The organism is Kitasatospora sp. NPDC059646 (assembly GCF_042734615.1).
Classification (GTDB): Bacteria; Actinomycetota; Actinomycetes; order Streptomycetales; family Streptomycetaceae; genus Kitasatospora.
The window spans coordinates 54,104-76,167 of the sequence record NZ_JBHWDS010000036.1 but is presented as its reverse complement, the minus strand read 5'-3'; the positions used below and the strand labels follow the sequence as shown (position 1 = coordinate 76,167).

14 protein-coding genes and 1 pseudogene are annotated in these 22,064 nt (G+C 72.8%); 4 read left to right on the top strand and 11 right to left on the bottom strand.

Annotated elements, in window-relative coordinates:
* From ACFV1L_RS24045 to ACFV1L_RS24025, 5 genes and pseudogenes are all read right to left on the bottom strand, one after another.
* Window positions 1-418: pseudogene (locus tag ACFV1L_RS24045) on the bottom strand (hypothetical protein); the annotation flags it as partial.
* Window positions 415-1,206, bottom strand: coding sequence for an RNA polymerase sigma factor SigM (sigM, locus tag ACFV1L_RS24040; RefSeq protein ID WP_380369032.1), 792 nt, complete (start codon window positions 1,204-1,206; stop codon window positions 415-417). The gene sigM and the pseudogene ACFV1L_RS24045, both read right to left, overlap by 4 nt.
* A 119-nt stretch (window positions 1,207-1,325) precedes the next feature.
* Complete coding sequence (locus ACFV1L_RS24035) at window positions 1,326-3,347, bottom strand: serine/threonine protein kinase (protein WP_380369029.1); 2,022 nt, start codon at window positions 3,345-3,347, stop codon at window positions 1,326-1,328.
* 290 nt (window positions 3,348-3,637) lie between these two features.
* On the bottom strand, window positions 3,638-6,022 hold the full coding sequence (murJ, locus tag ACFV1L_RS24030; RefSeq protein ID WP_380369026.1) for a murein biosynthesis integral membrane protein MurJ: 2,385 nt from the start codon (window positions 6,020-6,022) through the stop codon (window positions 3,638-3,640).
* A 50-nt stretch (window positions 6,023-6,072) separates the two neighbouring features.
* Window positions 6,073-8,415, bottom strand: coding sequence for a DUF6049 family protein (locus tag ACFV1L_RS24025; protein WP_380369024.1), 2,343 nt, complete (start codon window positions 8,413-8,415; stop codon window positions 6,073-6,075).
* Window positions 8,416-8,775: 360 nt separating this feature from the next.
* Here ACFV1L_RS24025 and ACFV1L_RS24020 point away from each other — a divergent pair, with 360 nt between their 5' ends.
* A complete protein-coding gene (locus ACFV1L_RS24020) occupies window positions 8,776-10,179 on the top strand; it encodes a CCA tRNA nucleotidyltransferase (protein WP_380369041.1) in 1,404 nt (467 codons plus the stop codon).
* A 7-nt stretch (window positions 10,180-10,186) separates the two neighbouring features.
* Here ACFV1L_RS24020 and ACFV1L_RS24015 read toward each other — a convergent pair whose 3' ends face one another.
* Window positions 10,187-10,861, bottom strand: a complete 675-nt coding sequence (locus ACFV1L_RS24015) for a hypothetical protein (RefSeq protein ID WP_380369022.1) — start codon at window positions 10,859-10,861, stop codon at window positions 10,187-10,189.
* A gap of 65 nt (window positions 10,862-10,926) precedes the next feature.
* Window positions 10,927-12,219, bottom strand: a complete 1,293-nt coding sequence (locus ACFV1L_RS24010) for an MFS transporter (RefSeq protein ID WP_380369019.1) — start codon at window positions 12,217-12,219, stop codon at window positions 10,927-10,929.
* 164 nt (window positions 12,220-12,383) lie between these two features.
* Here ACFV1L_RS24010 and ACFV1L_RS24005 point away from each other — a divergent pair, with 164 nt between their 5' ends.
* Window positions 12,384-13,154, top strand: coding sequence for a peptidoglycan-binding protein (locus ACFV1L_RS24005; protein ID WP_380369017.1), 771 nt, complete (start codon window positions 12,384-12,386; stop codon window positions 13,152-13,154).
* A gap of 96 nt (window positions 13,155-13,250) precedes the next feature.
* On the opposite strand, the gene ACFV1L_RS24000 is transcribed toward ACFV1L_RS24005, so the two are convergent.
* On the bottom strand, window positions 13,251-14,333 hold the full coding sequence (locus ACFV1L_RS24000; protein ID WP_380369015.1) for an inositol-3-phosphate synthase: 1,083 nt from the start codon (window positions 14,331-14,333) through the stop codon (window positions 13,251-13,253).
* 145 nt (window positions 14,334-14,478) lie between these two features.
* Window positions 14,479-15,141 (bottom strand): helix-turn-helix transcriptional regulator, encoded by a 663-nt coding sequence (locus ACFV1L_RS23995; protein ID WP_380369012.1) that lies wholly within the window; start codon window positions 15,139-15,141, stop codon window positions 14,479-14,481.
* A 480-nt stretch (window positions 15,142-15,621) separates the two neighbouring features.
* Between ACFV1L_RS23995 and ACFV1L_RS23990 the strand changes: the two genes are divergently transcribed.
* Both ACFV1L_RS23990 and ACFV1L_RS23985 read left to right on the top strand, forming a co-directional pair.
* Window positions 15,622-18,045, top strand: coding sequence for a transglycosylase domain-containing protein (locus ACFV1L_RS23990; protein ID WP_380369009.1), 2,424 nt, complete (start codon window positions 15,622-15,624; stop codon window positions 18,043-18,045).
* A 98-nt stretch (window positions 18,046-18,143) separates the two neighbouring features.
* Window positions 18,144-19,694, top strand: a complete 1,551-nt coding sequence (locus ACFV1L_RS23985; RefSeq protein ID WP_380369006.1) for a glycosyltransferase family 87 protein — start codon at window positions 18,144-18,146, stop codon at window positions 19,692-19,694.
* A gap of 69 nt (window positions 19,695-19,763) precedes the next feature.
* Here ACFV1L_RS23985 and ACFV1L_RS23980 read toward each other — a convergent pair whose 3' ends face one another.
* Both ACFV1L_RS23980 and ACFV1L_RS23975 read right to left on the bottom strand, forming a co-directional pair.
* On the bottom strand, window positions 19,764-20,795 hold the full coding sequence (locus ACFV1L_RS23980) for an alanine racemase (RefSeq protein WP_380369003.1): 1,032 nt from the start codon (window positions 20,793-20,795) through the stop codon (window positions 19,764-19,766).
* Between the two features lie 32 nt (window positions 20,796-20,827).
* Window positions 20,828-21,946 carry a lipid II:glycine glycyltransferase FemX gene (locus ACFV1L_RS23975; RefSeq protein WP_380369000.1) on the bottom strand — a complete coding sequence of 373 codons (1,119 nt, stop codon included), beginning with the start codon at window positions 21,944-21,946 and terminating at the stop codon, window positions 20,828-20,830.
* Window positions 21,947-22,064 lie beyond the last annotated feature (118 nt).

The window sequence follows — 22,064 nt, the reverse complement described above, 5'->3', positions numbered from 1 at the left end:
GGCCCGGCTGGACGGGGATGCCTCGCCGCCGCGCACGGAGACCGTCCCGTCCCGGCTGGTGGTGCGCGGCGGGGGCCCGGGCGGGGGTCCGGGGCGGCCCGCCGGGGGCGGCGGAAGGCTCGGTGCGGGCCGTCCCGAGGCGCTCCGGGCGGGCCTCGGCACGGGTCTCCGCCCGGGCGGCGGACTCGGCGGCCAGCGCGGCCGTCAGCCGGTCCGCGACGTCCTGCGGCATCGACGGGGCCGGGGAGTCCGCCAGCAGTTCGGGGAGCCCGCGGAGGGCGGCGTAGTCCTCGGCGCAGGTCGGGCAGGCGGCGAGGTGGCGGTGGAGCGGCTCGGCCTGCTCGGGCGGAAGCAGTTCCTCGGCGAGGTCGGCCAGCGCGTCCAGGTCGGGGTGCTCGGAAGGCGGGTGCGGCGTCATCGCGGGGTCGCATCTCCTTCCAGCGCGGTGGCGGGATCCGTGGGTGGGACGGGGGAGGGCCGGTTCGGGTTCCCGGTCCTCGGAGCGGGCGGTGTTCCACGTGGAACACCCCCGGTGCCCGGCTCCGGCGGGGCGGCTGCGGCGGTGGGTGTTCCACGTGGAACACCCACCCGGTCGGCTTCCGGCGGCACCCGGGCCGGGTCGGTTCCACGTGGAACACCGCCCGGGCCGAGGTGGCGCAGCAGCGGCAGCAGGCGGGCCCGGCCGCGGGCGCAGCGGCTCTTCACGGTGCCGACGGGGACGCCGAGCACCTCGGCCGCCTCGGCGACGGGATAGCCCTGCATGTCGACCAGGACCAGCGCGGCCCGCTGATCGGCGGGCAGTGCGGCCAGGGCGTCGGCCACCTCGCGCCGGGTCTCGGCGCGCACCGCGTGGGTCTCCGCGCCCTCGCTGGTGCCGAGCGCGGCCTCCGGCGGCCCGCCCGGGTGCTGGTCGAGCGACTCGGCCCGGCGGACGGCGCTGCGGCGGGCCCGGTCCAGGCAGGCGTTGACCACGATCCGGTGCAGCCAGGTGGTGACCGCGGAGCGGCCCTGGAAGCCGGCGGCGGCCCGGAACGCGGAGACCAGGGCGTCCTGGAGCGCGTCGGCGGCCTCCTCGCGATCGCCGAGGGTGCGCACCGCGACCGCCCACAGGCGGTCGCGGTGGCGGTGCACCAGTTGCCCGAAGGCGTCCGGGTCGCCCGCCGTGTGCCGGGCGAGCAGTTCGGCGTCGGTGGGCTCCTCGGCCATCCGCCCCCTCCTCGCGGTCCGGCCGCCGCTCCGGCGGCCGTGGGTCACATCGTTGGGGATCCGGCGGAGCGGATCAAGGGGCGGGGCGCGTCGGTTGTCGTCCGGACGGGAGAGCGGGCCTAACCGTTGACCTGGATCTCGGCGACCTTGCCGCGGTAGCCGCCGTCGTCGGTGGGCACGTTGGTGAGCCAGAGCAGCAGGTAGCGGGTGGTGACCGGGGCGGCGGGCTTCAGGGTGACCTTGGAGCCGGACCCGGAGGCGACCGGGGCGCCGAAGCTGCGGAAGCCGTTCTCGTCGACGTTCGGCGCGGTGGCGGTGCCGGCGGGGGCGGCCTTCAGTTCGACCTTGGTGTCGCCGATGAACTGGACGTCCACCGAGCCGACGGGGCGGGCCGAGCCGAGGTCGATCAGCAGGCCGGTGCCGGGCCGGTAGGCGCCGAACTGGTCGTTGTAGCGCTGGGTGGTCCAGGCGGTCGCCGGGTTGCCGTCGGTGGCGTTGGCGATCTCGCTGCTGTGCTCGTCCTTGTTGTCGCCGTACGCGTTGAACGGGGAGATGGACGAGACGGCGATCTTCTCGCCGGTGGCCGCGGGGGCGCTGCCGGTCGGGGCCGGCGCGGGGGCGGTGTGGTCGCTGGTGGTCTTCTCCTGGTGGTTGACGTACTCGACCAGCTGCCAGGAGCCGACCGTGACGGCCGACAGCGCCACCAGGGAGGCCGCCCACCTGGCCGCCCGGCGCAGGGCGCGGCGGCGGCGCGGGGCGGGCCGCCCGGCGGGCCGGGGGCCGGCCGGGGCGGGGGCGGGATCGGTCACCGGGATCGCCTGGGTGGGCGCGGCGGGGGAGTAGCGCGGCCGGGCGGTGTTGGGCAGGGCGCGCAGCACCGGCGGGGCGGGCTGCTCCGGCGGGCGGATCTTCGGCAGCGCGGCGACCGCGGCGGCCAGCTCGGCGGGGGTGGTGATCGGCTCCTTGTGGTGCGGCGGCTGGTCGCACAGGATCCGCGCGGCGAGCTCCGACAGGCCCTTGTGGACGCCCGCCCGGACCTGGTCCGGGGGGACGCAGCCGAGGTCCTTGGGCAGTCCCTGGAGGTCGTAGCGGTCCTCCGGGTAGGGCCAGCGGTGGGTGAGCGAGGCGTACAGCAGTGCGCCGATCGCACGGACGTCGGTCAGCTCGGCGTCCTCGGTGGGCAGTCCGCGCAGGGCGGCGTCCACCGCGATGCCGTTGATCCGGTACTGGCCGCCGTCGGTGCGCAGCACGCACTTGGGGGTGAGCCGCAGGTGGGCCTGGCCGCGCTGGTGGGCGGCGGCGATGGCGTCGGTGACCTGGCGGACCATCTGGTACGCGTCGTACGGCTCCAGCGGGCCGTCCGCGAGCAGCTCGCCGAGGTCCCGGGCGCCGGGCAGCCACTCGCGGACGACGTACACCAGCTCGCCCTCCTGCACGGCGTCCAGCACCTGGACGAAGCGCGGGTCGCCGAGCAGGGCGGCGCTGCGGGCGGCGGTGAGCACCGACTTGGCGCGGCGGTGGCCGGCCGAGAGCAGGTGGACGCCGACGGCGCGGCGGAGCTTCTCGTCGACGGCGCGCCAGCTGGTGAAGGTCTCCGACTCGGAGATGCACTCCTCCAGCCGGTAGCGGCCGCCGATCTTGTCGCCGCTGTGCCGCGGCGGGGCGGGCAGGACGGCGGGCAGCGTGGCGGTGTCGGCGTCCAGCGTCTCGGTGCTGGTGGGCGGGGCGGGCTCGGACGGTTCGACCGGGGGCAGCGGGCGGCGGACCCCGCGGCTGCGGGACGGGCGCTCGGTGCGGGCGCCCTGGGCGGACAGCTCGGCGTCGATCTCCTGCGCGGACAGCGGGGCGGTGGCGTCGGCGGGCGGCTGGGCCGCGTCGCTGTCGGCGGGCGCCGGCGCGGCGGGCCGCAGCGGGGTGGTCGGGTCGTCCTTGGCGGCGCCCTTCGCCGGGCTCTTCGCCGGGCCCTTCGCGGCGCCGTTCGCGGTGCTCCGTGCCGCGCCGTCGGCGGAGCCCTTCGCGGTGCGGCCGAGGTCGGAGTCGCGGTCGGAGCCGGCGTCGCGCTGCGAGGTTCCGGGCGCGGCCTCGGTCGCCGCCCCGTCCGTCTCGGACGTGTCGACGATCGCCTTGGTGCCGTCAGCCACCGTGGTCCTGCCTCCCCTTGTGTCGTCCCGGGCCCAGCCAGGACGGTCGACGAGCCGCTGCCGGAGTGGTCGGCCGTGCTGCAAGGTCAATTGTGCCCACTCCCGGCACCCTGGTACGACCGCTGAGGGTGCCGGGAGGTTGCCCGCGTGTCCACTTCCGGGCGAACGGCAGACGGATGGGCCGGAATCGGGGGGTTTCCCCGACTCCGGCCCACCGTAAGCGGCCTGAGTCCCCGACGGATCGCCGGTGCTCCGGTTGACGTGCCGTCAACCCGTGATCGGTCCCGAGGTCAGCGGCCGAGCCGCCGGCGGACCATTCCGGTGAGCGCGTTGAGTTCCTCGATGCGCATCCGGCGGGCCAGCAGCAGGAACACCGCGACCTGGACGGCGGCCGCGACCAGCAGCGTCAGGACGTTGCCGAACCAGCCGCTCAGCACCTGCAGCGCGAGCAGCTCGACCCCCAGGCCGACCACCGCGGCGGGCAGCGAGGCGATCGCCAGCCGGACGTAGGTCTTGGTGATCCGGGCGGTGTCCAGGCCGCCGATCCGCGCCTTCAGCTTGGGCACCGCGACGAACACGCCCACCGCGTAGGACAGGCCGTAGCCCAGCGCCATGCCGGTGACCGCCCACTGCGCGGGCAGCACCAGCCAGCACAGCACCGCGGTGCCGGCCTGGGTGAGCGCCACCCAGACGGTGTTCGAGAACGGGGTGCGGGTGTCCTCGTACGCGTAGAAGCCGCGCAGCAGGACGTACTGCACCGAGTACGGGATCAGGCCGAGGGCGAAGGCGGAGAGCATGTAGCCGACCGCGGTGGTGCCGTGCGCGACCGCGCCGCCGTTGCCCAGGCCGTAGATCGAGGAGCCGATGACCGGGCCGAGCGACAGGAACAGGAACGCCGCCGGGACGATCGCCACCGCCGAGGTGCGCAAGCCGTAGGAGAGGTCGTCGCGGACCGCCCCCGCGTCCTGGTCGGCGGCCGCCCGGGACAGCCGGGGGAGCACCGCGCTCATCACCGAGACGGTGACGACGGCCATCGGCAGCTGCCAGATCAGCAGCGCGTTGGAGTACGCGGCCAGGCCGACGCCGAGGTGGCCGTCGCGTTCGGCGGCCTTGCCGGAAGCGGTGGCGAGCTGGGTGACCACCAGGAAGCCCGCCTGGTTGGCCAGCACGAACAGGAAGGTCCACTTGGCGAGGCGGGCCGCCTTGCCCAGGCCGTGGCCGCGCCAGTCGAAGCGGGGCCGGAACGCGAAGCCCGCCGCCCGCAGGTACGGGATCATCGACAGCGCCTGCACCGCGAGGCCCAGCATGGTGCCGATGCCGAGCAGCCGGACGCCCTCGGGGGAGATGTTCTGCGGGGTGACCTCGGTGTGCTGGAAGGTGCCGTACACGCCGATGTACAGCACGAAGGTGAAGATCACCACGAGGTTGTTCAGGACCGGCGTCCACATCATCGCGCCGAACCGGCCGCGGGCGTTGAGGATCTGGCCCATCACCACGTGCACGCCCATGAAGAAGATGGTCGGCAGGCAGTAGCGGGCCAGCGCGACCGTGGTGTCCGCGCTCTGCTGGTCCCGCATCAGGGCGTGCGAGATGAGCTGCACCAGCACCGGCGCGGCCAGCACCGCGACGAACACCACGCCCGCCAGACCGGTGACCACCAGGGTGAGCAGCCGGTTCGCGTAGGCGGTGCCGCCGTCCTCGTCGTTCTTCATGCTGCGCACCAGCTGCGGCACGAACACCGCGTTCAGCGCGCCGCCGCCGATCAGGATGTACAGCAGCGTGGGCAGCGTGTTGGCGGCGTTGTACGAGTCGCCCATCGAGGCCACGCCGATCGCGGCGGCGATCACCATGGTGCGCAGGAAGCCGGTGCCGCGGGAGACCAGGGTGCCGGCCGCCATGACGGCGCTGGAGTTCAGCAGCCCGGCGACCCGGCCGACGCCACCGCCGCCCTCGGCCGGTGCGCCCGGTGCGGGGGCGGGCGGTGCGGCGGCGGCGTTGGCCTCCAGCACGGCCGCGTCGGCCCGCATCACCGCCTCCTCCTCGGACAGCGGCGGGTCGAACTCGATCGGCGGCACGTACGGGGGGCGCCCGTCCGCCGCCGGGGCCGGCTCCGGGCGGAGGGCCTCCGCGGGCTCCGACCCGGCGTCCTCGGCCTCCGCGGCGCCGACCGGCCCCGGGGCGTCCCCGGCACCGCCGGGCGCGTGCCGCGGGGGCGCCGGCGCCTGTTCCGCGGCCGACAGCAGGGTCTCCACGTCGACGTACTCGGTGGTCTCGGTGTCCCGGCCCGGTGCGGGGGCCGGTTCGCCGGCCTCCGCGGCGACCTCGGCGGCGATCGACGCCCAGCGCGGTGCGGGCGCGGTCAGCTGCAGGGCGGGCTCGGGCTCACGGCTCGGCTGGCCGGGGAGCGCCGCCGCTGCGCCCTCCGGGACGTCCGCCGGGCCGGCGGCGTCCTCGGTGGCCGGTGCGTCCGGGCCGGCGGCCGGCAGGTCGATCTCGCCGTACGGGTCCGTGCCGCCGTACGCCTCGGCGGCGTACGGGTCACGGGCGTAGGTGTCGGCGACGTACCAGTCGGCGGTCGGGTCGGCGGGGGCGGCGGCGGACCGTGGGCCGCCCGCGCGGTCCTGGGGCCGTCCTCCGCCCTGGTCCTGGGTTGCTCGCTCGCTCCGCTCGTTCATGCCACCAATCCACGTCAGAGAGGGGGGTGGGCGTCCGGGGGTGGGACGGCCTAGTGATCCACCTTCTCATCACCGGCGACCCGATCCGTGTCATCCCGGTCGGACGACGGCTCCGCGTCGGCCTGCCCGCGGCCGCTGTCCGGCTTCTGCGCGCCGGCGTCCGGCCGGTCGTCGGCCCCGTCGCCGTCCGACAGCGGGCGGTCCGGGTCCTCGTCGACCTCGCCGGCCGCCTTGCGCTTCTTGCGCTGCAGGGAGAACCGCACGCCGGCGAGGATCATCAGCACGGTGCCGCCGGCGATCACGTACATCACGCCGCTGGCCACCGAGGTGACGTCGACGGTGAACGCCACCGGGTCGCCGTACCGCTGCGGGTTCGGGCCGGTGGTCCACAGCTCCGCGGTCACCTGGACCTGGCCGTTGACCCGGGCGTCGGCCGGGAAGCGGAAGGTGCGGGCGGTCGTGGCGTCCAGCACCACGGTCTGCTTCTCGCCCACGTTGAGGCGGTTCGGCTGGGCCGAGTAGAGCCGCAGCTCCAGGTTGCCGACCGCCTGGGTGAGGTCGTTCTTCACGCTGACGAGCAGGGTCGCGTTGTCGCCCGGCAGCGTCACCACGCTCTTCTTGGGCACCCGGACGGCCGACTTCAGGTTGTCCAGGTAGTGCTGCACGCCGGCCCGGTAGTCGCTGCCGGCCTTCGGCTGGTCGCGCCAGCTGGTGGACATCGAGCGGACCATGGCCGCGCTGAACGGTCCGCGCACCCGCTCCGGCTGGGTGAGGATCATCATCAGCTGGTCGACGCCGTCCTGGATCCCCATGGTGGCGGTCAGCTCGGAGGCGCTCAGCTCCCCGGCGGTCGCCTCGCCCGGGTAGTCGTTCGGGACGCTGCTGTTGGCCGCCGGGTCGGCGGGCATGTCGACGACCTTCTGCAGCGACACCGGCGTCACCCAGCCGCCGCTGCCCGACGCCCCCTGCATCGCGTCGTGCAGCGCCTGCGCGGTGCCGACGGTCAGCGAGCGGGTCGGCAGCACCAGCACGCCGCGCGGGTGCTCCGGCTCCTGGTGGGCGATCGCCAGGGTCTCGGCCAGGAACCGCTGCTGGGCCGCGGTGCGCTCCTGGGGGGTCTTCAGGTCCTGCTGGAACAGCGAGGCGAGCACCGCGTCGGAGACCACCGCGGTCTGCCCGTTGCCGATCGGCCGGGCCGCGCCCGGCGTGTACGTCAGCTTCTCCGACTCCGGCATCGACGCGCCGTCGACCAGCACCACCCGGCCGCCCGCCGCGCCCGCCACCGCTGCCGTGCGCTGGTCCAACCTGCCCCGGTACGGCCAGGCGACGTCCGAGTGGGCGTCCACCGACAGCCGCGCCTCGGCGGTGACCTGGCCGGCGGTCATGGCCTTGCGGAGCGCGGCGTCCATGCCGTTCAGGCCCGCGCCGTTGTGCGCGATCGACGCCAGGTCGGGGTCGGCGTACGGCAGCGACACCACCTCGGAGTTCTGCGCCGACACCGCCGACCGCAGCTTCGCCAGCCAGGCCGTCGCCGCGTCGCGGCCGGTGCCCGGCACGGTGTTGTCCTCGCGCGCGGACTCGCCCGAGGTACCCGGCTTCTGCACCCGGTACGGCCTGGTCATCGCGAACACCGTGTCCAGCAGGTCCGGGTCGATCGCCCAGGTCAGACCGGGCATGGTGGCGCCGATCTCGACCAGCTTGTTCAGCCGGCCGTCACCGGTCAGCTCGCCGACCAGGGTGTCGTCCCGCAGCACCGGCGTCTGGTCCTGGTCCGGCATGGTCTGCGCGACCAGCACCGGGGCGTGGGTCAGCGGCCACACCACCGCGACCGGCGACGCCTGGGCGGTGGCGTGCCCCTGGTACGGCAGGAAGGTGCGGGCGATGCCCAGCGTGTGGGCCCGCTCGTCGCCGGTGCTGCCCCAGAGGTCCACCGCCAGCTCGTAGGTGCCGGTGTCCTTGACCTTCAGCGCGGACACCGGCAGCGGCAGGGTGAAGTCCTTGCTCTGCCCCGGGCCCAGGTCGCCGACCTCCTGCGACGGGCTGTCCAGCGCGGTGCCGTCCTGGCCGCTCGGGGTGCTCATCGAGGCGACCAGGCCGATGTCGCTGCGAGTCGCCAGCATCGGCTTGCCCGGGTTCGGCAGCCGCACCTTCACGGACGGCGTCCGCAGCGTCTCCGCACCGGAGTTGGTGACCTTGCCGGTGATCGTCACGGTGTCGTTCTCGTGCGCGATCTTCGGCGTCCCCGCGCCGCCGACCTGCACCGCGTCGATCTGCACCGTGGCCGGGTACTTGCCGTCCGCGGTCACCAGCGTGCCCGGCCCGGCCGCCGCGGGAGCAGCGGCGACGGCCGCGACCAGCCCGCCCGCCAGCAGTGCGGCGGTGCCCCTGGCCAACCGGCCCGTCCACCGTCCGCGGTGCCCGGCCCCTGCCGCGCCCAGCCCGGTCCGCTCGTCCACGCGTCCTCGCCGTTCCTGATCGTCCCGATCGACCCACGCCACCGACGCGGCCCCGCCCGACCCCGGCGGTCTCCGACTTGGAGCGTTCACCCGGCATGGTAACGACGCTGCGCGGCCCGCAGTGTTGCGGGCCGGAAGCTGGCCGGACGGCCGGGGGAGGGAAACGGGAGGGCGGCGGAGCAGGGCGGGCACGTACCCTTGTGAGCCGTGTCCACTGCCAATGCGTCCAGCGCCAATCATTCCAGCTCCGTCGACCGGGTCGCCCTGCCGGGGCTGACCGAGGCGCAGACCCTCGGCCTGCAGGAGCTGCTGCGGGTCTCCCCGGTCGCCGACGAGGTCGCCCGCCGCTTCCAGGACGCCGGCCACCGGCTGTCGCTGGTCGGCGGCTCGGTCCGGGACGCCCTGCTCGGCCGGCTCGGCAACGACCTCGACTTCACCACCGACGCCCGCCCCCAGCAGATCCTCAAGCTGGTCAAGGGCTGGGCGGACGCGGTCTGGGACGTCGGCATCGCCTTCGGCACCGTCGGCGCGCGCAAGGACACCCCCGAGGGCTCGTTCCTGATCGAGATCACCACCTATCGCAGCGAGGCCTACGACCGCAGCTCCCGCAAGCCCGAGGTCAGCTACGGCGACTCCATCGAGCAGGACCTGGTGCGCCGCGACTTCACCGTCAACGCGATGGCCGTCGACCTGCCCGGCCGCGGCTTCGTCGACCCGCACCACGGCCTGGACGACCTGGAGGCCCGGGTGCTGCGTACCCCCGCCACCCCCGAGGAGTCCTTCTCCGACGACCCGCTGCGGATGATGCGGGCCGCCCGCTTCGCCGCCCAGCTCGACTTCGAGCCCGCGCCCGAGGTGGTCGCCGCGATGACCGCGATGGCTGAGCGGATCACCATCGTCTCCGCCGAACGCGTCCAGGCCGAGCTCAACAAGCTGCTGCTCGCCGACCACCCGGTCAAGGGCCTGCGGCTGCTGGTCGACACCGGCCTCGCGGACTTCGTGCTGCCCGAACTCCCGGCGCTGCGCCTGGAGAGCGACGAGCACCACCGCCACAAGGACGTCTACGAGCACTCGCTGACCGTCCTGGAGCAGGCCATCGCGCTGGAGACCGAGGGCCCCGACCTGGTGCTCCGGCTCGCCGCGCTGCTGCACGACATCGGCAAGCCGCGCACCCGCCGCTTCGAGTCCGACGGCCGGGTCTCGTTCCACCACCACGAAGTGGTCGGCGCGAAGATGACCCGCAAGCGGATGCGCGAGCTCAAGTACTCGAACGAGCTGGTCAACGAGGTGTCCAGGCTGGTCGAGCTGCACCTGCGTTTCCACGGCTACGGCGGCGGCGAGTGGACCGACTCCGCGGTGCGCCGCTACGTCACCGACGCCGGCCCGCTGCTGGAGCGCCTGCACAAGCTGACCCGCTCCGACTGCACCACCCGCAACAAGCGCAAGGCCGCCGCGCTGGCCCGCACCTACGACTCGCTGGAGGAGCGGATCAGCGCCCTCCAGGCGCAGGAGGAGCTGGACGCGATCCGCCCGGCGCTGGACGGCAACGAGATCATGCAGCTGCTCGGCCTGCGCCCCGGCCCGGCGGTCGGCCGCGCCTACAAGCACCTGCTCGAACTGCGCCTGGAGCACGGCCCGATGGAGCACGACGCGGCCGTCGCCGCCCTGCGCGAGTGGTGGGCGGCTCAGCCGCAGGACTGACGTCCCGTCACTTCTTGGTGGTCCCCGCGGTGCCCGAGGTCCCGGACGTCGCGGCCTTCGCGGGGCCCAGGCAGAGCCGGTACTTCTTGCTCTTGCCGCTCTTGCGGTACCGGCCGTCGTAGGCCACCGAGCCCGGGTGGCTCTTGGCGCAGTCGACCCGGCCGAGGGTGGTGCTGTAGTTGTCGCGCTGCAGCACCTTCCAGGTGGCGTTCTGCGCGCTGCACGACACCTTGGCGTGCTTGCTGTCCAGGCAGTCGCCGGTGTTCGGGCCCTTGTCGGGCTTGAACACCGCGTACAGCGCGAACAGTGCGCCGACCAGCACCACCACGATCGAGAGCCGCCACAGGCAGCCCGCCCTGCGCACGTTCTTGTCGGTGATCTTCGGCTGCGGCGGCGCCTGCCCCCAGGCCGGCATCTGCTGCCCCTGCGGCTCGCCGACCGGCGGCTGTCCGTACGCCGGCTGCCCGTACGCGGGGGCCGGCTGCGCGTACCCCGACGGCTGCTCGCCGTACGCCGGCTGCTGCTGCCCGTAGGCCGGCGGCTGGGCGTAGCCGGAGGGCTGCCCGTACGCCGGGGGCTGCCCGTAGCCGGACGGCTGGCCGTACCCGGGAGGCTGCTGGCCGGGCTGCTGTCCGTACGGGCCGGGCGGCCCGTACGGGCCCGGCGGCGGCGGAGTGCTCATTCGGTTCTTCCCCCTGGCGACGAGAGCGGTGCCGTACGCCCACGACCCTAGCGGCAGAAGGCCCGTCAGGTCCGGCGCGCGGCACGGAAGTACAGCACCGCGCCGAGCGCGTACAGCGCCGCCAGACCCAGCACCACCGGCACCGAGCGGCCGTTCAGCGGCAGGACCAGCGCCGTGACGCCGGCCGCCGCGACGAACGAGACGTTCACCAGCACGTCGTAGATCGCGAACACCCGGCCGCGGAACTCGTCCTCCACCGACTCCTGCACCAGGGTGTCCGCGCAGATCTTGGTGCTCTGGGTGACCACCCCCAGCAGCAGCGCCGCGGCCATCGCCGGAACCTCCCGGAAGGTCAGCCCGAGCGCCGGGACGAACACCGCCGCGCTCCCCAGGCAGACCGTCATCCACCCGGTCAGGCCCAGCCGCTGGGTGCACCACGGGCTGATCACCGCGGCCAGGCCGAAACCCGCCGCGGACACCCCGACCGCCACGCCCAGGCTGGCCAGGCCGCCCGCATTGTCCTCGGCGCTGTTGAAGGTGTACCGGGAGAGCATCAGCACCATGACGGTCAACATGCCGTAGCAGAACCGCGCCAGCGTGACCGCGGCCAGCGCGTGCACCGCCGGACGGCAGTCCCGCACCAGGTGCCGCAGGCCGGCCCGCAGGTCGTTCCAGGCCGCCGCCAACGCCTGACGCAGGGACGGGAGTTCGCCGTGCAGCTCGGGGCCGAGCGCGTCCGGGGCGATCCGCTGCGCGGCGAACGCGGCCGACAGGTAGAGCAGCGCCGCCAGCGTCACCAGCACCGCGTCGGCGGACCGGCCGGGCGCCAGCACCTGGTGCACCAGGAAGCCGACGCCGCCGCCGGCGGCCGCCGCCACCGTGCCCAGGGTGGGCGAGACCGCGTTGGCGGTCACCAGGTCGGACGGGTCCACCACCCGGGGGAGCGCCGCCGACAGGCCCGCCAGGATGAACCGGTTGAGCGCCGTCACCAGCAGCGCCGCGGCGAAGAACATCCAGTCCGGTGCCCGCCCGAGCAGCAGCGCCGCCGTCACCAGGCCCAGCCCGAACCGGGCCAGATTGCCCGTCAGCAGCACCTGGCGGCGCCGCCAGCGGTCCAGCAGCACCCCCGCGAACGGGCCGATCACCGAGAACGGCAGCAGCATCACCGCCAGCACGGCCGCGATGTCGGCGGGGGAGGACTGGTGCTCCGGCGAGAAGATCACGTAGGCGGCCAGCGAGACCTGGAACACCCCGTCCGACAGCTGCGAGAGCAGACGCACCGTCAGCAGCCGCCGGAAACCGCGGCCGCGGAGCAGCCCGCGCAGAGTGGCCTCCCGCGGGGGCCGTTCGGTGATCACCCGCCAAGGGTGCCACGAGCCCGACGGTGTTTCACGTGAAACATCCACCAACTTCGGGCGACGCGCGCCCCCTGCACGCTCCCGCACTACCGGTGACCGCGCCCCGGAGGACGTCGTTCGGCACTCACGGGGGAAGAACCACCTCGGAACGACGGGAGGCTCCCATGCGAGACGAGTTCACCGCCCTGCTGCTCGGCCAGGTCGGCCAGCACGAGGGCCGGAGTGCCGACGGAACCTGGAACAACCGCCAGCGTTACAGCGAGGAAACCCCCGGCCTCGAATGGTCCGACGGCCAACCCTGGTGCGCCACCTTCGAGGCCTGGGCCGCCCACCGCACCGGGATGGACAACCTCTGGCCGATGACCGCGTCCTGCCTCGCCGCCGTCGACTGGTGGCGCCGCCAGAACCGCTGGACCCTCTACCCCGTCCTCGGCGGCCCCTTCTACCTCGGCCCCGACGGCGGCGACCACACCGGCGTCGTCTACGCCTACGACGCCGACACCATCTACACGGTGGAGGGGAACACGAACGACACCGGATCCACCGAGGGCGACGGGGTCTACCGGAAGGCGCGGGCGCGGCGGGGGCCCGGGTCGCCGTACGGGTACGGGGTGCCGGCGTACCCGGAGGGGACGGTGTCGGCGGATCCGGCGCTCGGGGGGATCCCGGCGGCGCGGACGTCCGGGCAGGCGACCACGCCGTCGCCCGGGGTGCCGCGGTGGCCCGGGCGGTACCTGCGGGTGCAGTCGCCGATGCTGCACGGGGACGACGTGCTGATGTGGCAGCAGCGGATGGCCTGGCGCGGCTGGGCGATCACCGCGGACGGCTGGTACGGGCCGGCCTCGGCGCAGATCTGCCGGGCGTTCCAGCAGCGGCACGGCCTGTCGGTGGACGGCGTGGTCGGGCCGGTCACCTGGAACGCGACCTGGTCCTGAGAACGCCGGAGGGCCGCCCCGCGCGCAATGCGGGACGGCCCTCCGGTCGGGCCTGACGGAGCGTCAGCGCTCACCGCCGACAGCGAGCGGGCAGGCTCAGCGCTCGACCTCGCCGCGGATGAACTTCTCGACGTTCTCCTTGGCCTCGTCGTCGAAGTACTGGACCGGCGGGGACTTCATGAAGTAGGAGGACGCGGAGAGGATCGGGCCGCCGATGCCGCGGTCCTTGGCGATCTTCGCGGCGCGCACGGCGTCGATGATGACACCGGCCGAGTTCGGGGAGTCCCAGACCTCGAGCTTGTACTCGAGGTTCAGCGGGACGTCGCCGAAGGCGCGGCCCTCGAGGCGGACGTACGCCCACTTGCGGTCGTCGAGCCACGCGACGTAGTCGGACGGGCCGATGTGGACGTTCTTGGCGCCCAGCTCACGGTCGCGGATCTGCGAGGTGACGGCCTGGGTCTTGGAGATCTTCTTGGACTCCAGGCGCTCGCGCTCGAGCATGTTCTTGAAGTCCATGTTGCCGCCGACGTTCAGCTGCATGGTGCGCTCGAGGATGACGCCGCGGTCCTCGAACAGCTTGGCCATCACGCGGTGCGTGATGGTGGCGCCGACCTGGGACTTGATGTCGTCGCCGACGATCGGGACACCGGCCTCGGTGAACTTGTCGGCCCACTCCTTGGTGCCGGCGATGAACACCGGGAGGGCGTTCACGAAGGCGACCTTGGCGTCGATGGCGCACTGGGCGTAGAACTTGGCGGCGTCCTCGGAGCCCACCGGCAGGTAGCAGACCAGGACGTCGACCTGGCGGTCCTTCAGGACCTGGACGACGTCGACCGGGGTCTCGTCGGACTCCTCGATGGTCTGGCGGTAGTACTTGCCCAGGCCGTCGAGGGTGTGGCCGCGCTGGACGGTGACGCCGGTCGGCGGCACGTCGCAGATCTTGATGGTGTTGTTCTCGCTGTTGCCGATGGCGTCGGCCAGGTCGAAGCCGACCTTCTTGGCGTCCACGTCGAAGGCGGCGACGAACTCGACGTCCTTGACGTGGTAGTCGCCGAACTGGACGTGCATCAGGCCGGGGACCTTACCGGCCGGGTCGGCGTCCTTGTAGTACTCGACACCCTGCACCAGCGAGGCGGCGCAGTTGCCCACGCCGACGATGGCTACGCGAACCGAACCCATTCCGGTTGCTCCCTGAATCTCATGAGGGTCGCCGTGGTGTGGCGGCACCTCGTTCCACATCTGTTCTGACTGTCTGACGGGCGCGCGGGGCGCCCACGCCTCGCCGCGGGCGGCGAGGCCGGCGCGGTGCTGCACAGCGCTCCGGTCAGGAGCGCCCCGGGCGGTCGTACGGTGGCCCGGGCGGGTCCGAGGACCCGGCGGCCGGACCACGGCCGTCCGAAGTTGGGGGGGACGCGGCGTTGCGTCCGTTCCTGGTGGCCCGCTCGGTCTCGATCAGCTCGTTGAGCCACCGGACCTCGCGTTCCACGGACTCCAGGCCGTGGCGCTGGAGTTCGAGGGTGTAGTCGTCGAACCGCTCGCGGGTGCGCGCGATCGAGGTGCGCATCCGTTCCAGCCGCTCCTCCAGCCGGCTGCGGCGGCCTTCCAGCACGCGCATCCGGACGGCCCGGTCGGTCTGCCCGAAGAAGGCGAAGCGGACGCCGAAGTGCTCGTCCTCCCAGGCGTCCGGCCCGGAGTCGGCGAGCAGCTCCTCGAAGCGCTCCTTGCCCTCGGGGGAGAGCCGGTAGACGATCTTCGACCGCTTGCCGTTGAGCGCGGTGGCCGGGACGTACTCGACGTCCGGGTTGTCCTCGACCAGGAAACCCTGGGCGACCAGGCTCTTCAGGCAGGGGTAGAGCGTTCCGTAGGAGAAGGCGCGGAACGAGCCCAGCAGGACGTTGAGCCGCTTGCGCAGCTCGTAGCCGTGCATGGGCGCGTCGTGGAGCAGGCCGAGGACGGCGAATTCGAGGACGCCGGAGCGTCGGCTCATGCCGCCTTCCTCCTTCCGTTGCGGGGTCCTGCTCGTCGGACGCGCGGGTCCGGCCCGCAGAGTATGCCGGGCCGATGTGTCGCGCCGATGTATCGGCTCGATATATCGGCAACAGTAACCCTGGGTCACGAAAGGAGCAAGGGGGGCACGCGTAACCGCGATCACAAGGCCTTTGGGCAACGGGCGTGTAATGAATCCCGGTCGGTTCGTCCGGCTTGGCTCTCAATGCCCGATTGGAGACCTTTCAGAGGGCCGTACTCTTTCGCCTGTGCACCCTGACCGAGGAGCTGCGGAGAGATGAGCGAACACCGGCGTAGGTCGGCCAACCCCGGGGGCGAGCAGCCGCCCTCCAGGCGGGCGTCCGCCGGGCGCCCGTATGCCTACGGCAGCCCCGTCGAGGGCGCACCCGACTACGCGCGCGACCCCGCGGCCGGGCCCGGCCGTCCCGGTCCGGGGGCGGCCCCCGGCGGCCGTCGGGCCGTGCGGGAGACCGCGCAGCAGCCCCGGCTGACCCGGGCGGAGATGCGCAAGCAGTCCCGCAAGGGCAGCGGCGGCGGTGGCGGAGAGGGCCCGCCGAACGGCCGCGGCGCGGGCCGCAACGGCAAGCCGGGCAAGAAGCGGCTGATCGACTACCCGCGCTTCGGCAAGTCCGGCTTCAAGCGCTGGATGCCGTCCTGGAAGCAGGTGCTGAGCCTGTTCCTGATCTTCTTCGGCGGCGGCGTGGCCGCGGTGGGCACCGCGTACGCCCTGGTGCAGGTGCCGGACGCGAAGTCCACCCTGCGGCTCCAGAACAACATCTACTACTGGGCCGACGGCACCGAGATGGCCCGCAAGGGCGACACCAACAAGCAGTGGGTGGAGCTCTCGCAGATAAGCCGGCCGGCCCAGGACGCGGTGATCGCGGCGGAGAACGAGACCTTCCGCACCGACAGCGGCATCGACCCGAAGGGCATGGCCCGCGCCGTCTACAACATGGCGACCGGTGGCGAGGTCCAGGGTGGTTCGACCATCACCCAGCAGTACGTGAAGAACGTCTACCTGTCGCAGGAGCAGACCCTGAGCCGCAAGGCGAAGGAGTTCTTCATCACGCTGAAGATCGCCGACGACAAGGACACCATCCTCACCGGCTACCTGAACACCAGCTGGTACGGCCGCGGCGCGACCGGCATCCAGGCCGCCGCGCAGGCGTACTACGGGGTGGACGCCGCGAAGCTGGACATCTGCCAGGGCGCGATGCTGGCGGGCCTCCTGAAGGGCGCGGCGCTGTACGACCCGACCCTGAACCAGGCCAACCACGACCGCATGCAGGAGCGCTGGGAGTACGTCCTGGGCCGGATGGCGGCCACCAAGGCCATCACGCCCGAGGAGCGCACCAAGTGCGGGCCGAAGTTCCCGGAGCCGGTCGAGGTGAAGGCCCCGGCGAGCATGAACGGCGAGATCTCCTACCTGGTGGACACCGCCACGCAGTTCGTCATGGCCAAGGACAAGACGATCACCGAGGCCAAGCTGGCCCGTGGCGGCTACCAGATCTACACCACCTTCCAGAAGGACAAGGTGGACGCCCTGAAGGCGGCCGTGGACCAGGTCAAGTCCGAGTCGCTGAAGCCGGACCAGCGCGAGGCGGACAAGTTCGTGCAGGTCGGCGCCGCCTCGGTGGTGCCCGGCGACGGCGCGATCGTGGCGATCTACGGCGGCGACGGCATCGAGAACGGCCACTACAGCAACAACGCGGACTCCAAGGTCCCGGTCGGCTCGACCTTCAAGCCGTTCGTGCTGGCCACCGCGATGCAGACCGGCGTGCTCACCAAGACCGGCGCGAACGGCCAGCCGACCCAGATCAACCAGGACTCGCTGTACCTGGCGGACAACCTGTCGCCGATCTACTCCAAGGACGGCAAGCCGCTGATGGGCGACGACGGCAAGCCGTACAAGCAGCGCAACGACAGCCCGGGCAAGCCCGGCTACGTGACGCTGAAGAAGGCCATGCAGTTCTCGTACAACGTCCCGTTCGTGCAGCTCGGCCAGGACGTGGGCGGCAAGAACGTGGAGAACATGGTCACCGCGATGGGCCTGCTGCCCAGCAGCCTGGAGCCGTCCTCGACCATCACCTTCCCGCTGGGCACCTCGCACCCGAGCTCGATCCGGATGGCCTCGGCGTACTCGGTGTTCGCGGCCCGCGGGCAGCAGAACGACCCGTACTCGGTGGCGAAGCTGGTCTACAACGGCGCCGAGCAGCCGAACTTCACCAAGAGCCAGCCGAAGAAGGTGCTGGAGCAGGCGGTCGCCGACAACATCACCGACGTGCTGGAGAACGTGGCCAAGAACGGCACCGGTACCAAGACCAACGCGCTGGGACGGCCGGTGGCCGGCAAGACCGGCACCACCGACGCCGGCACCTCGGCCTGGTGGGTGGGGTACACCCCGCAGCTGTCCACCGCGGTCGGCATGTGGCGCGAGGAGGCCGGCAACCCCAAGCTGCTGTCGCTGAACGGCACCGCGGGCCACGAGTCCGTGCACGGTGGTGACTTCCCGACCGACATCTTCACCCGCTACATGAAGGCGGTGCTGAAGGACACCCCGGTGCAGGACTTCCCGAACCCGGAGCCGTGGGGCCAGGAGGTCGACTCCTCCGGTGCGCCGATCAGCCCGTCGGCGTCCACCTCGGCCTCCGTCTCCGCCGAGCAGCCGAGCGCGCCGGTCGAGCCGAGCACCTCCAAGTCCCCGGAGGGTCCGGCGTCGCCGCCGCACCCGAGCACCAGCTCGACCTGCCTGTTCAACTACTGCGGGCCGAGCAAGAGCCCGGGCCGGCCGAGCAAGAGCCCGAGCGAGAGCCCGAGCGGCAGCCCCGGACAGGGCGGCGGCGGCGCGGGCGGCGGCAACCTGGCGGGTCTCACCGGCCAGTAGCCGCACCGACCGAATCCCGGCGGAACCACCACAGAGGGGCACGCGATCGCGAAGGCGATCTCGTGCCCCTCTTCGGTTGGGCGCGAGGGTGCGGCAGTATGTGCGCCATGACGTCCAGCCTGCGTGACGAGACCTCTCCGCCCGGTCCGGCCCCGGCGCCCGGTCCGCTGCCGAACACCGTGGTGGTGCCCGCGGACGAGGACCCCGTCGCGGAGGCCGGCAGCGAGCTGCTGGGCGGTCCGCCCGGGCGGCGGGCGCTGCTCGGAGTGTCGTGGTGGACGCCGGCCAAGTTCCTGGCGCTGGTCGTCATCGCCACGTACCTGGTGGGTCTGTTCCAGAAGGCGCCGTGCTACACCGACGGCTGGTTCCACGGGGCCACCACCCAGTACACGAAGGCCTGTTACAGCGACATCCCGCACCTGTTCTCGGGGCGCGGCTTCGCGGACGGCGGGCGGCCGTACCTGGATCCGATCCCGCAGGGCTCGCCGGACATGCAGTACCTGGAGTACCCGGTGCTGACCGGTCTGTTCATGCAGATCGCGGCCTGGCTGACCACCCACAACGGCGACCTGATGAGCCGTGAGCAGTGGTTCTGGCTGGTCAACGCCGGCATGCTGATGGTCTGCGCGGTGATCGCGGTGGTCGCCACCTCGCGCACCCAGCGCCGCCGGCCGTGGGACGCGCTGCTGTTCGCCCTCGCGCCCTGCCTGGCGCTGAACGCCACCATCAACTGGGACCTGCTGGCGGTGGCGCTGGCCGCGGTCGCGATGGCGTACTGGTCGGGTTCCCGGCCGGTCTGGGCGGGTGTGTTCATCGGACTGGCCACCGCCGCCAAGCTGTACCCGGTGCTGCTGCTCGGCCCGCTGCTGGTGCTGTGCCTGCGGGCCGGCAAGTGGCGGGAGTTCGGGATGGTGTTCGGCGGCACGGCCGGCGCCTGGCTGGTGGTCAACGTGCCGATCATGCTGGCCAACTGGAAGGGCTGGCTGACGTTCTACAGCTTCAGCCAGGTCCGCACCGAGGACTACGGCTCGTTCTGGCTGATCCTGATGCAGGCCGTCCGCGACGGGCAGCACCTGGAGAGCCTGAACACCTGGATCGCCGCCCTGCTGGTGGGCTGCTGCCTGGCGGTCGGCTGGCTGGCGATCAGCGCGCCGCGCCGCCCGCGCTTCGCCCAGCTGGCCTTCCTGGTGGTCGCCGCGTTCGTGCTGACCAACAAGGTGTACTCGCCGCAGTACGTGCTCTGGCTGATCCCGCTGGCCGCGCTGGCCCGGCCGCGCTGGCGGGACTTCCTGGTCTGGCAGGCCTGCGAGGTGCTGTACTTCCTCGGCGTCTGGTCCTACCTGGCGAACATCAGCGACGGCAAGCACCACGGCATCGACCAGCAGTGGTACCACTTCGCGATCGCCCTGCACCTGGTCGGCACCCTGTACATCTGCTACCTGGTGGTCCGCGACATCCTCAACCCGGACCGCGACCCGGTGCGCTGGGACGGAAGTGACGACCCGTCGGGCGGCGTGCTGGACGGCGCCCCGGACCGGTTCGTGCTCGGTTCCGCCCGCGGCCTGCGCGAGGACGCCGGCTACGCCGAGTACGCTCCGCGCGGCGAGGTCGACTGGCTGGAACCCGAGCCCGAGCCGCAGGCCAAGTAGCCCGCTCCTGGAACGACGAAGCCCGCCCGCCTCTCCGGCGGGCGGGCTTCGCCCGTTCCAGGGGGCGCCTCAGCGCTCGACCACCCGGTCGAAGTGGGTCGTGGTGTGACGGACCGTCAGCGGCAGCTCGTCGCCGATCGCGGGCGGCTTGAGCTCGCCTGGCAGGAACAGGATCGACACCTGCATGTGCGGCGGCTCGGCGAACCACAGCTGCCTGCCCTGCCAGGAGTACGGCGACAGGGTCCGGTTCACGGTGGCCAGGCCGGCCCGCGCCAGCCCCTTGGCGCGCGGCAGTATGCCGTGCACGTACTTGGGGGCCTCCAGGCCGACGCCGTGCGCGGTGCCGCCGGTGGCCACCAGCAGGTGGCCGTCGGACGGGGCCTTGTGCTGCCGGTAGCCGTACCGCTCGCCGCGGGCGACCGGGGTGACGTCCAGGACGGTGGCCCGGGACGACAGCGCCGCCACGTCGCCGAGCCACAGCCGGGTGCCGATCCGGGAGCGGAACTCGGTGCCGGGGTGGCGCTCGCCGAGGCGCAGCACGTCCTTGGCGGCCAGGTGGCTGAGGTAGACGGTGCGGTCGGAGTGCCCGGCCGCGCCGATCGCCCGGACCCAGTCGGAGACCTCGTCCACCGGGTCGGAGCCGTCCGGCCGGTCCAGCGGCAGGTGCAGTGCGAAGCCTTCCGGCTCCAGGTGGCCGACCGGCAGTTCGGGCAGGTCGACGGCCCGGATGCCGTGCCGCCGCATGCTGGTCATGCACTCGACCACCACCCGGGTGCCGGCCGGCAGCGCGGCCAGCGTCTCGGGGTGCGCGACGGTGCGGACCACCCGCCCGGCGGGCAGCTCGACCTCGGGCTCGCCGATCCGGCACGGGGTGAGCACCAGCAGGTCGCCGGGGAAGTCGTCGGCCACCGCCGCCGCCTCGTCCACGGTGCCGACGGCCAGCAGCGGCCTGCCCAGCCGGGCGGCCTCCGCGGCGAGCCGCCGGTTCCCGAACCCGTAGCCGTTGCCCTTGGCGACCGGGACCAGCCCGGGGAACTCGGCCAGCAGCCCGCCCTGGTGCGCCCGCCAGCGGTCGCCGTCCACGTACATCGTCAGGGTCATCGCGTTCTTCCCGTAGCAGTTCTGACGTGTGCTCAGCGGCGCGACATGTAGAGGTCGAGTGCCTTGTGCAGGAGCTTGTTGAGCGGGTAGTCCCACTCGCCCAGGTACTCCGCGGCCTGCCCGCCGGTGCCGACCTTGAACTGGATCAGGCCGAACAGGTGGTCGTCCTCGTCCAGGGTGTCGCTGATGCCGCGCAGGTCGTAGACGCTCGCGCCGAGCGCGTAGGAGTCGCGGATCATCCGCCACTGGATCGCGTTGGACGGCTTGACCTCGCGCTTGTGGTTGGCGGAGGCGCCGTAGGAGTACCAGACGTGCTCGCCGACGGTGAGCATCGTGGTGGCGGCCAGCGGCTCGCCCTCGTGGTAGGCGATGTACAGCCGCATCCGGTTGGGGTCCTCGGCGGTGAGCGCCTTCCACATCCGTTGGAAGTAGGACAGCGGGCGGGGGGTGAAGTGGTCGCGCTCGGCGGTGACCACGTACAGCTTGTGGAAGACCGCGAGGTCCTCGTAGCTGCCCTGGACGACCTCGACGCCGCTCTTCTCGGCCTTCTTGATGTTCCGCCGCCACAGCTGGTTGAAGCCGCGCTGCACGTCGTCCAGCGAGCGCCCGCCGAGCGGGACCTGGAACACGTAGCGGGGCTGGACGTCGCCGAAGCCGGCGCCGCCGTCCTCGCCCTGCAGCCAGCCGGAGCGGCGCAGGCGTTCGGCGGCCTCCAGGGCGCGCGGCTCGGACCAGTCCGGTTCGACGTCGCGCAGCCGCTTGGCCTCCTTGGAGGCGATGGCCTCCTTGATGGTGGAGGCCTCCCAGCGGCGGACCACCACCGGCGGGCCCATCTTCACCGAGAACGCGCCCTGCGACTTCAGGTGCGCCAGCATCGGCTTCAGCCAGCGGTCGAGGTCCGGGTCGAACCAGTCGATGACCGGGCCCTCGGGCAGGTACGCCAGGTAGCGCTTGACCTTGGGCAGCTGGCGGTAGAGCACCAGTCCGGCGCCGACCAGCTCACCGGCGGCGTCGAACCAGCCGAGGCTCTCGGCGCGCCACTCCGCCTTGACGTCCGCCCAGGACGGCACCTGCATGTGGCTGGCCGACGGCCGGCTCTGCACGAAGGCCAGGTGTTCCTCACGTGTGATCGTCCGCAGACGCAGGCTCATGCTCGGTGCTCCTCCTCGTCAGACCTACCCAGGGTGACCCTATCGCCCGAATGGTCCGATTCGGGCGGGACGCGGTCCGACATGGTGGCGCCCTCCCGATCTCGCCCGCGGACACGGG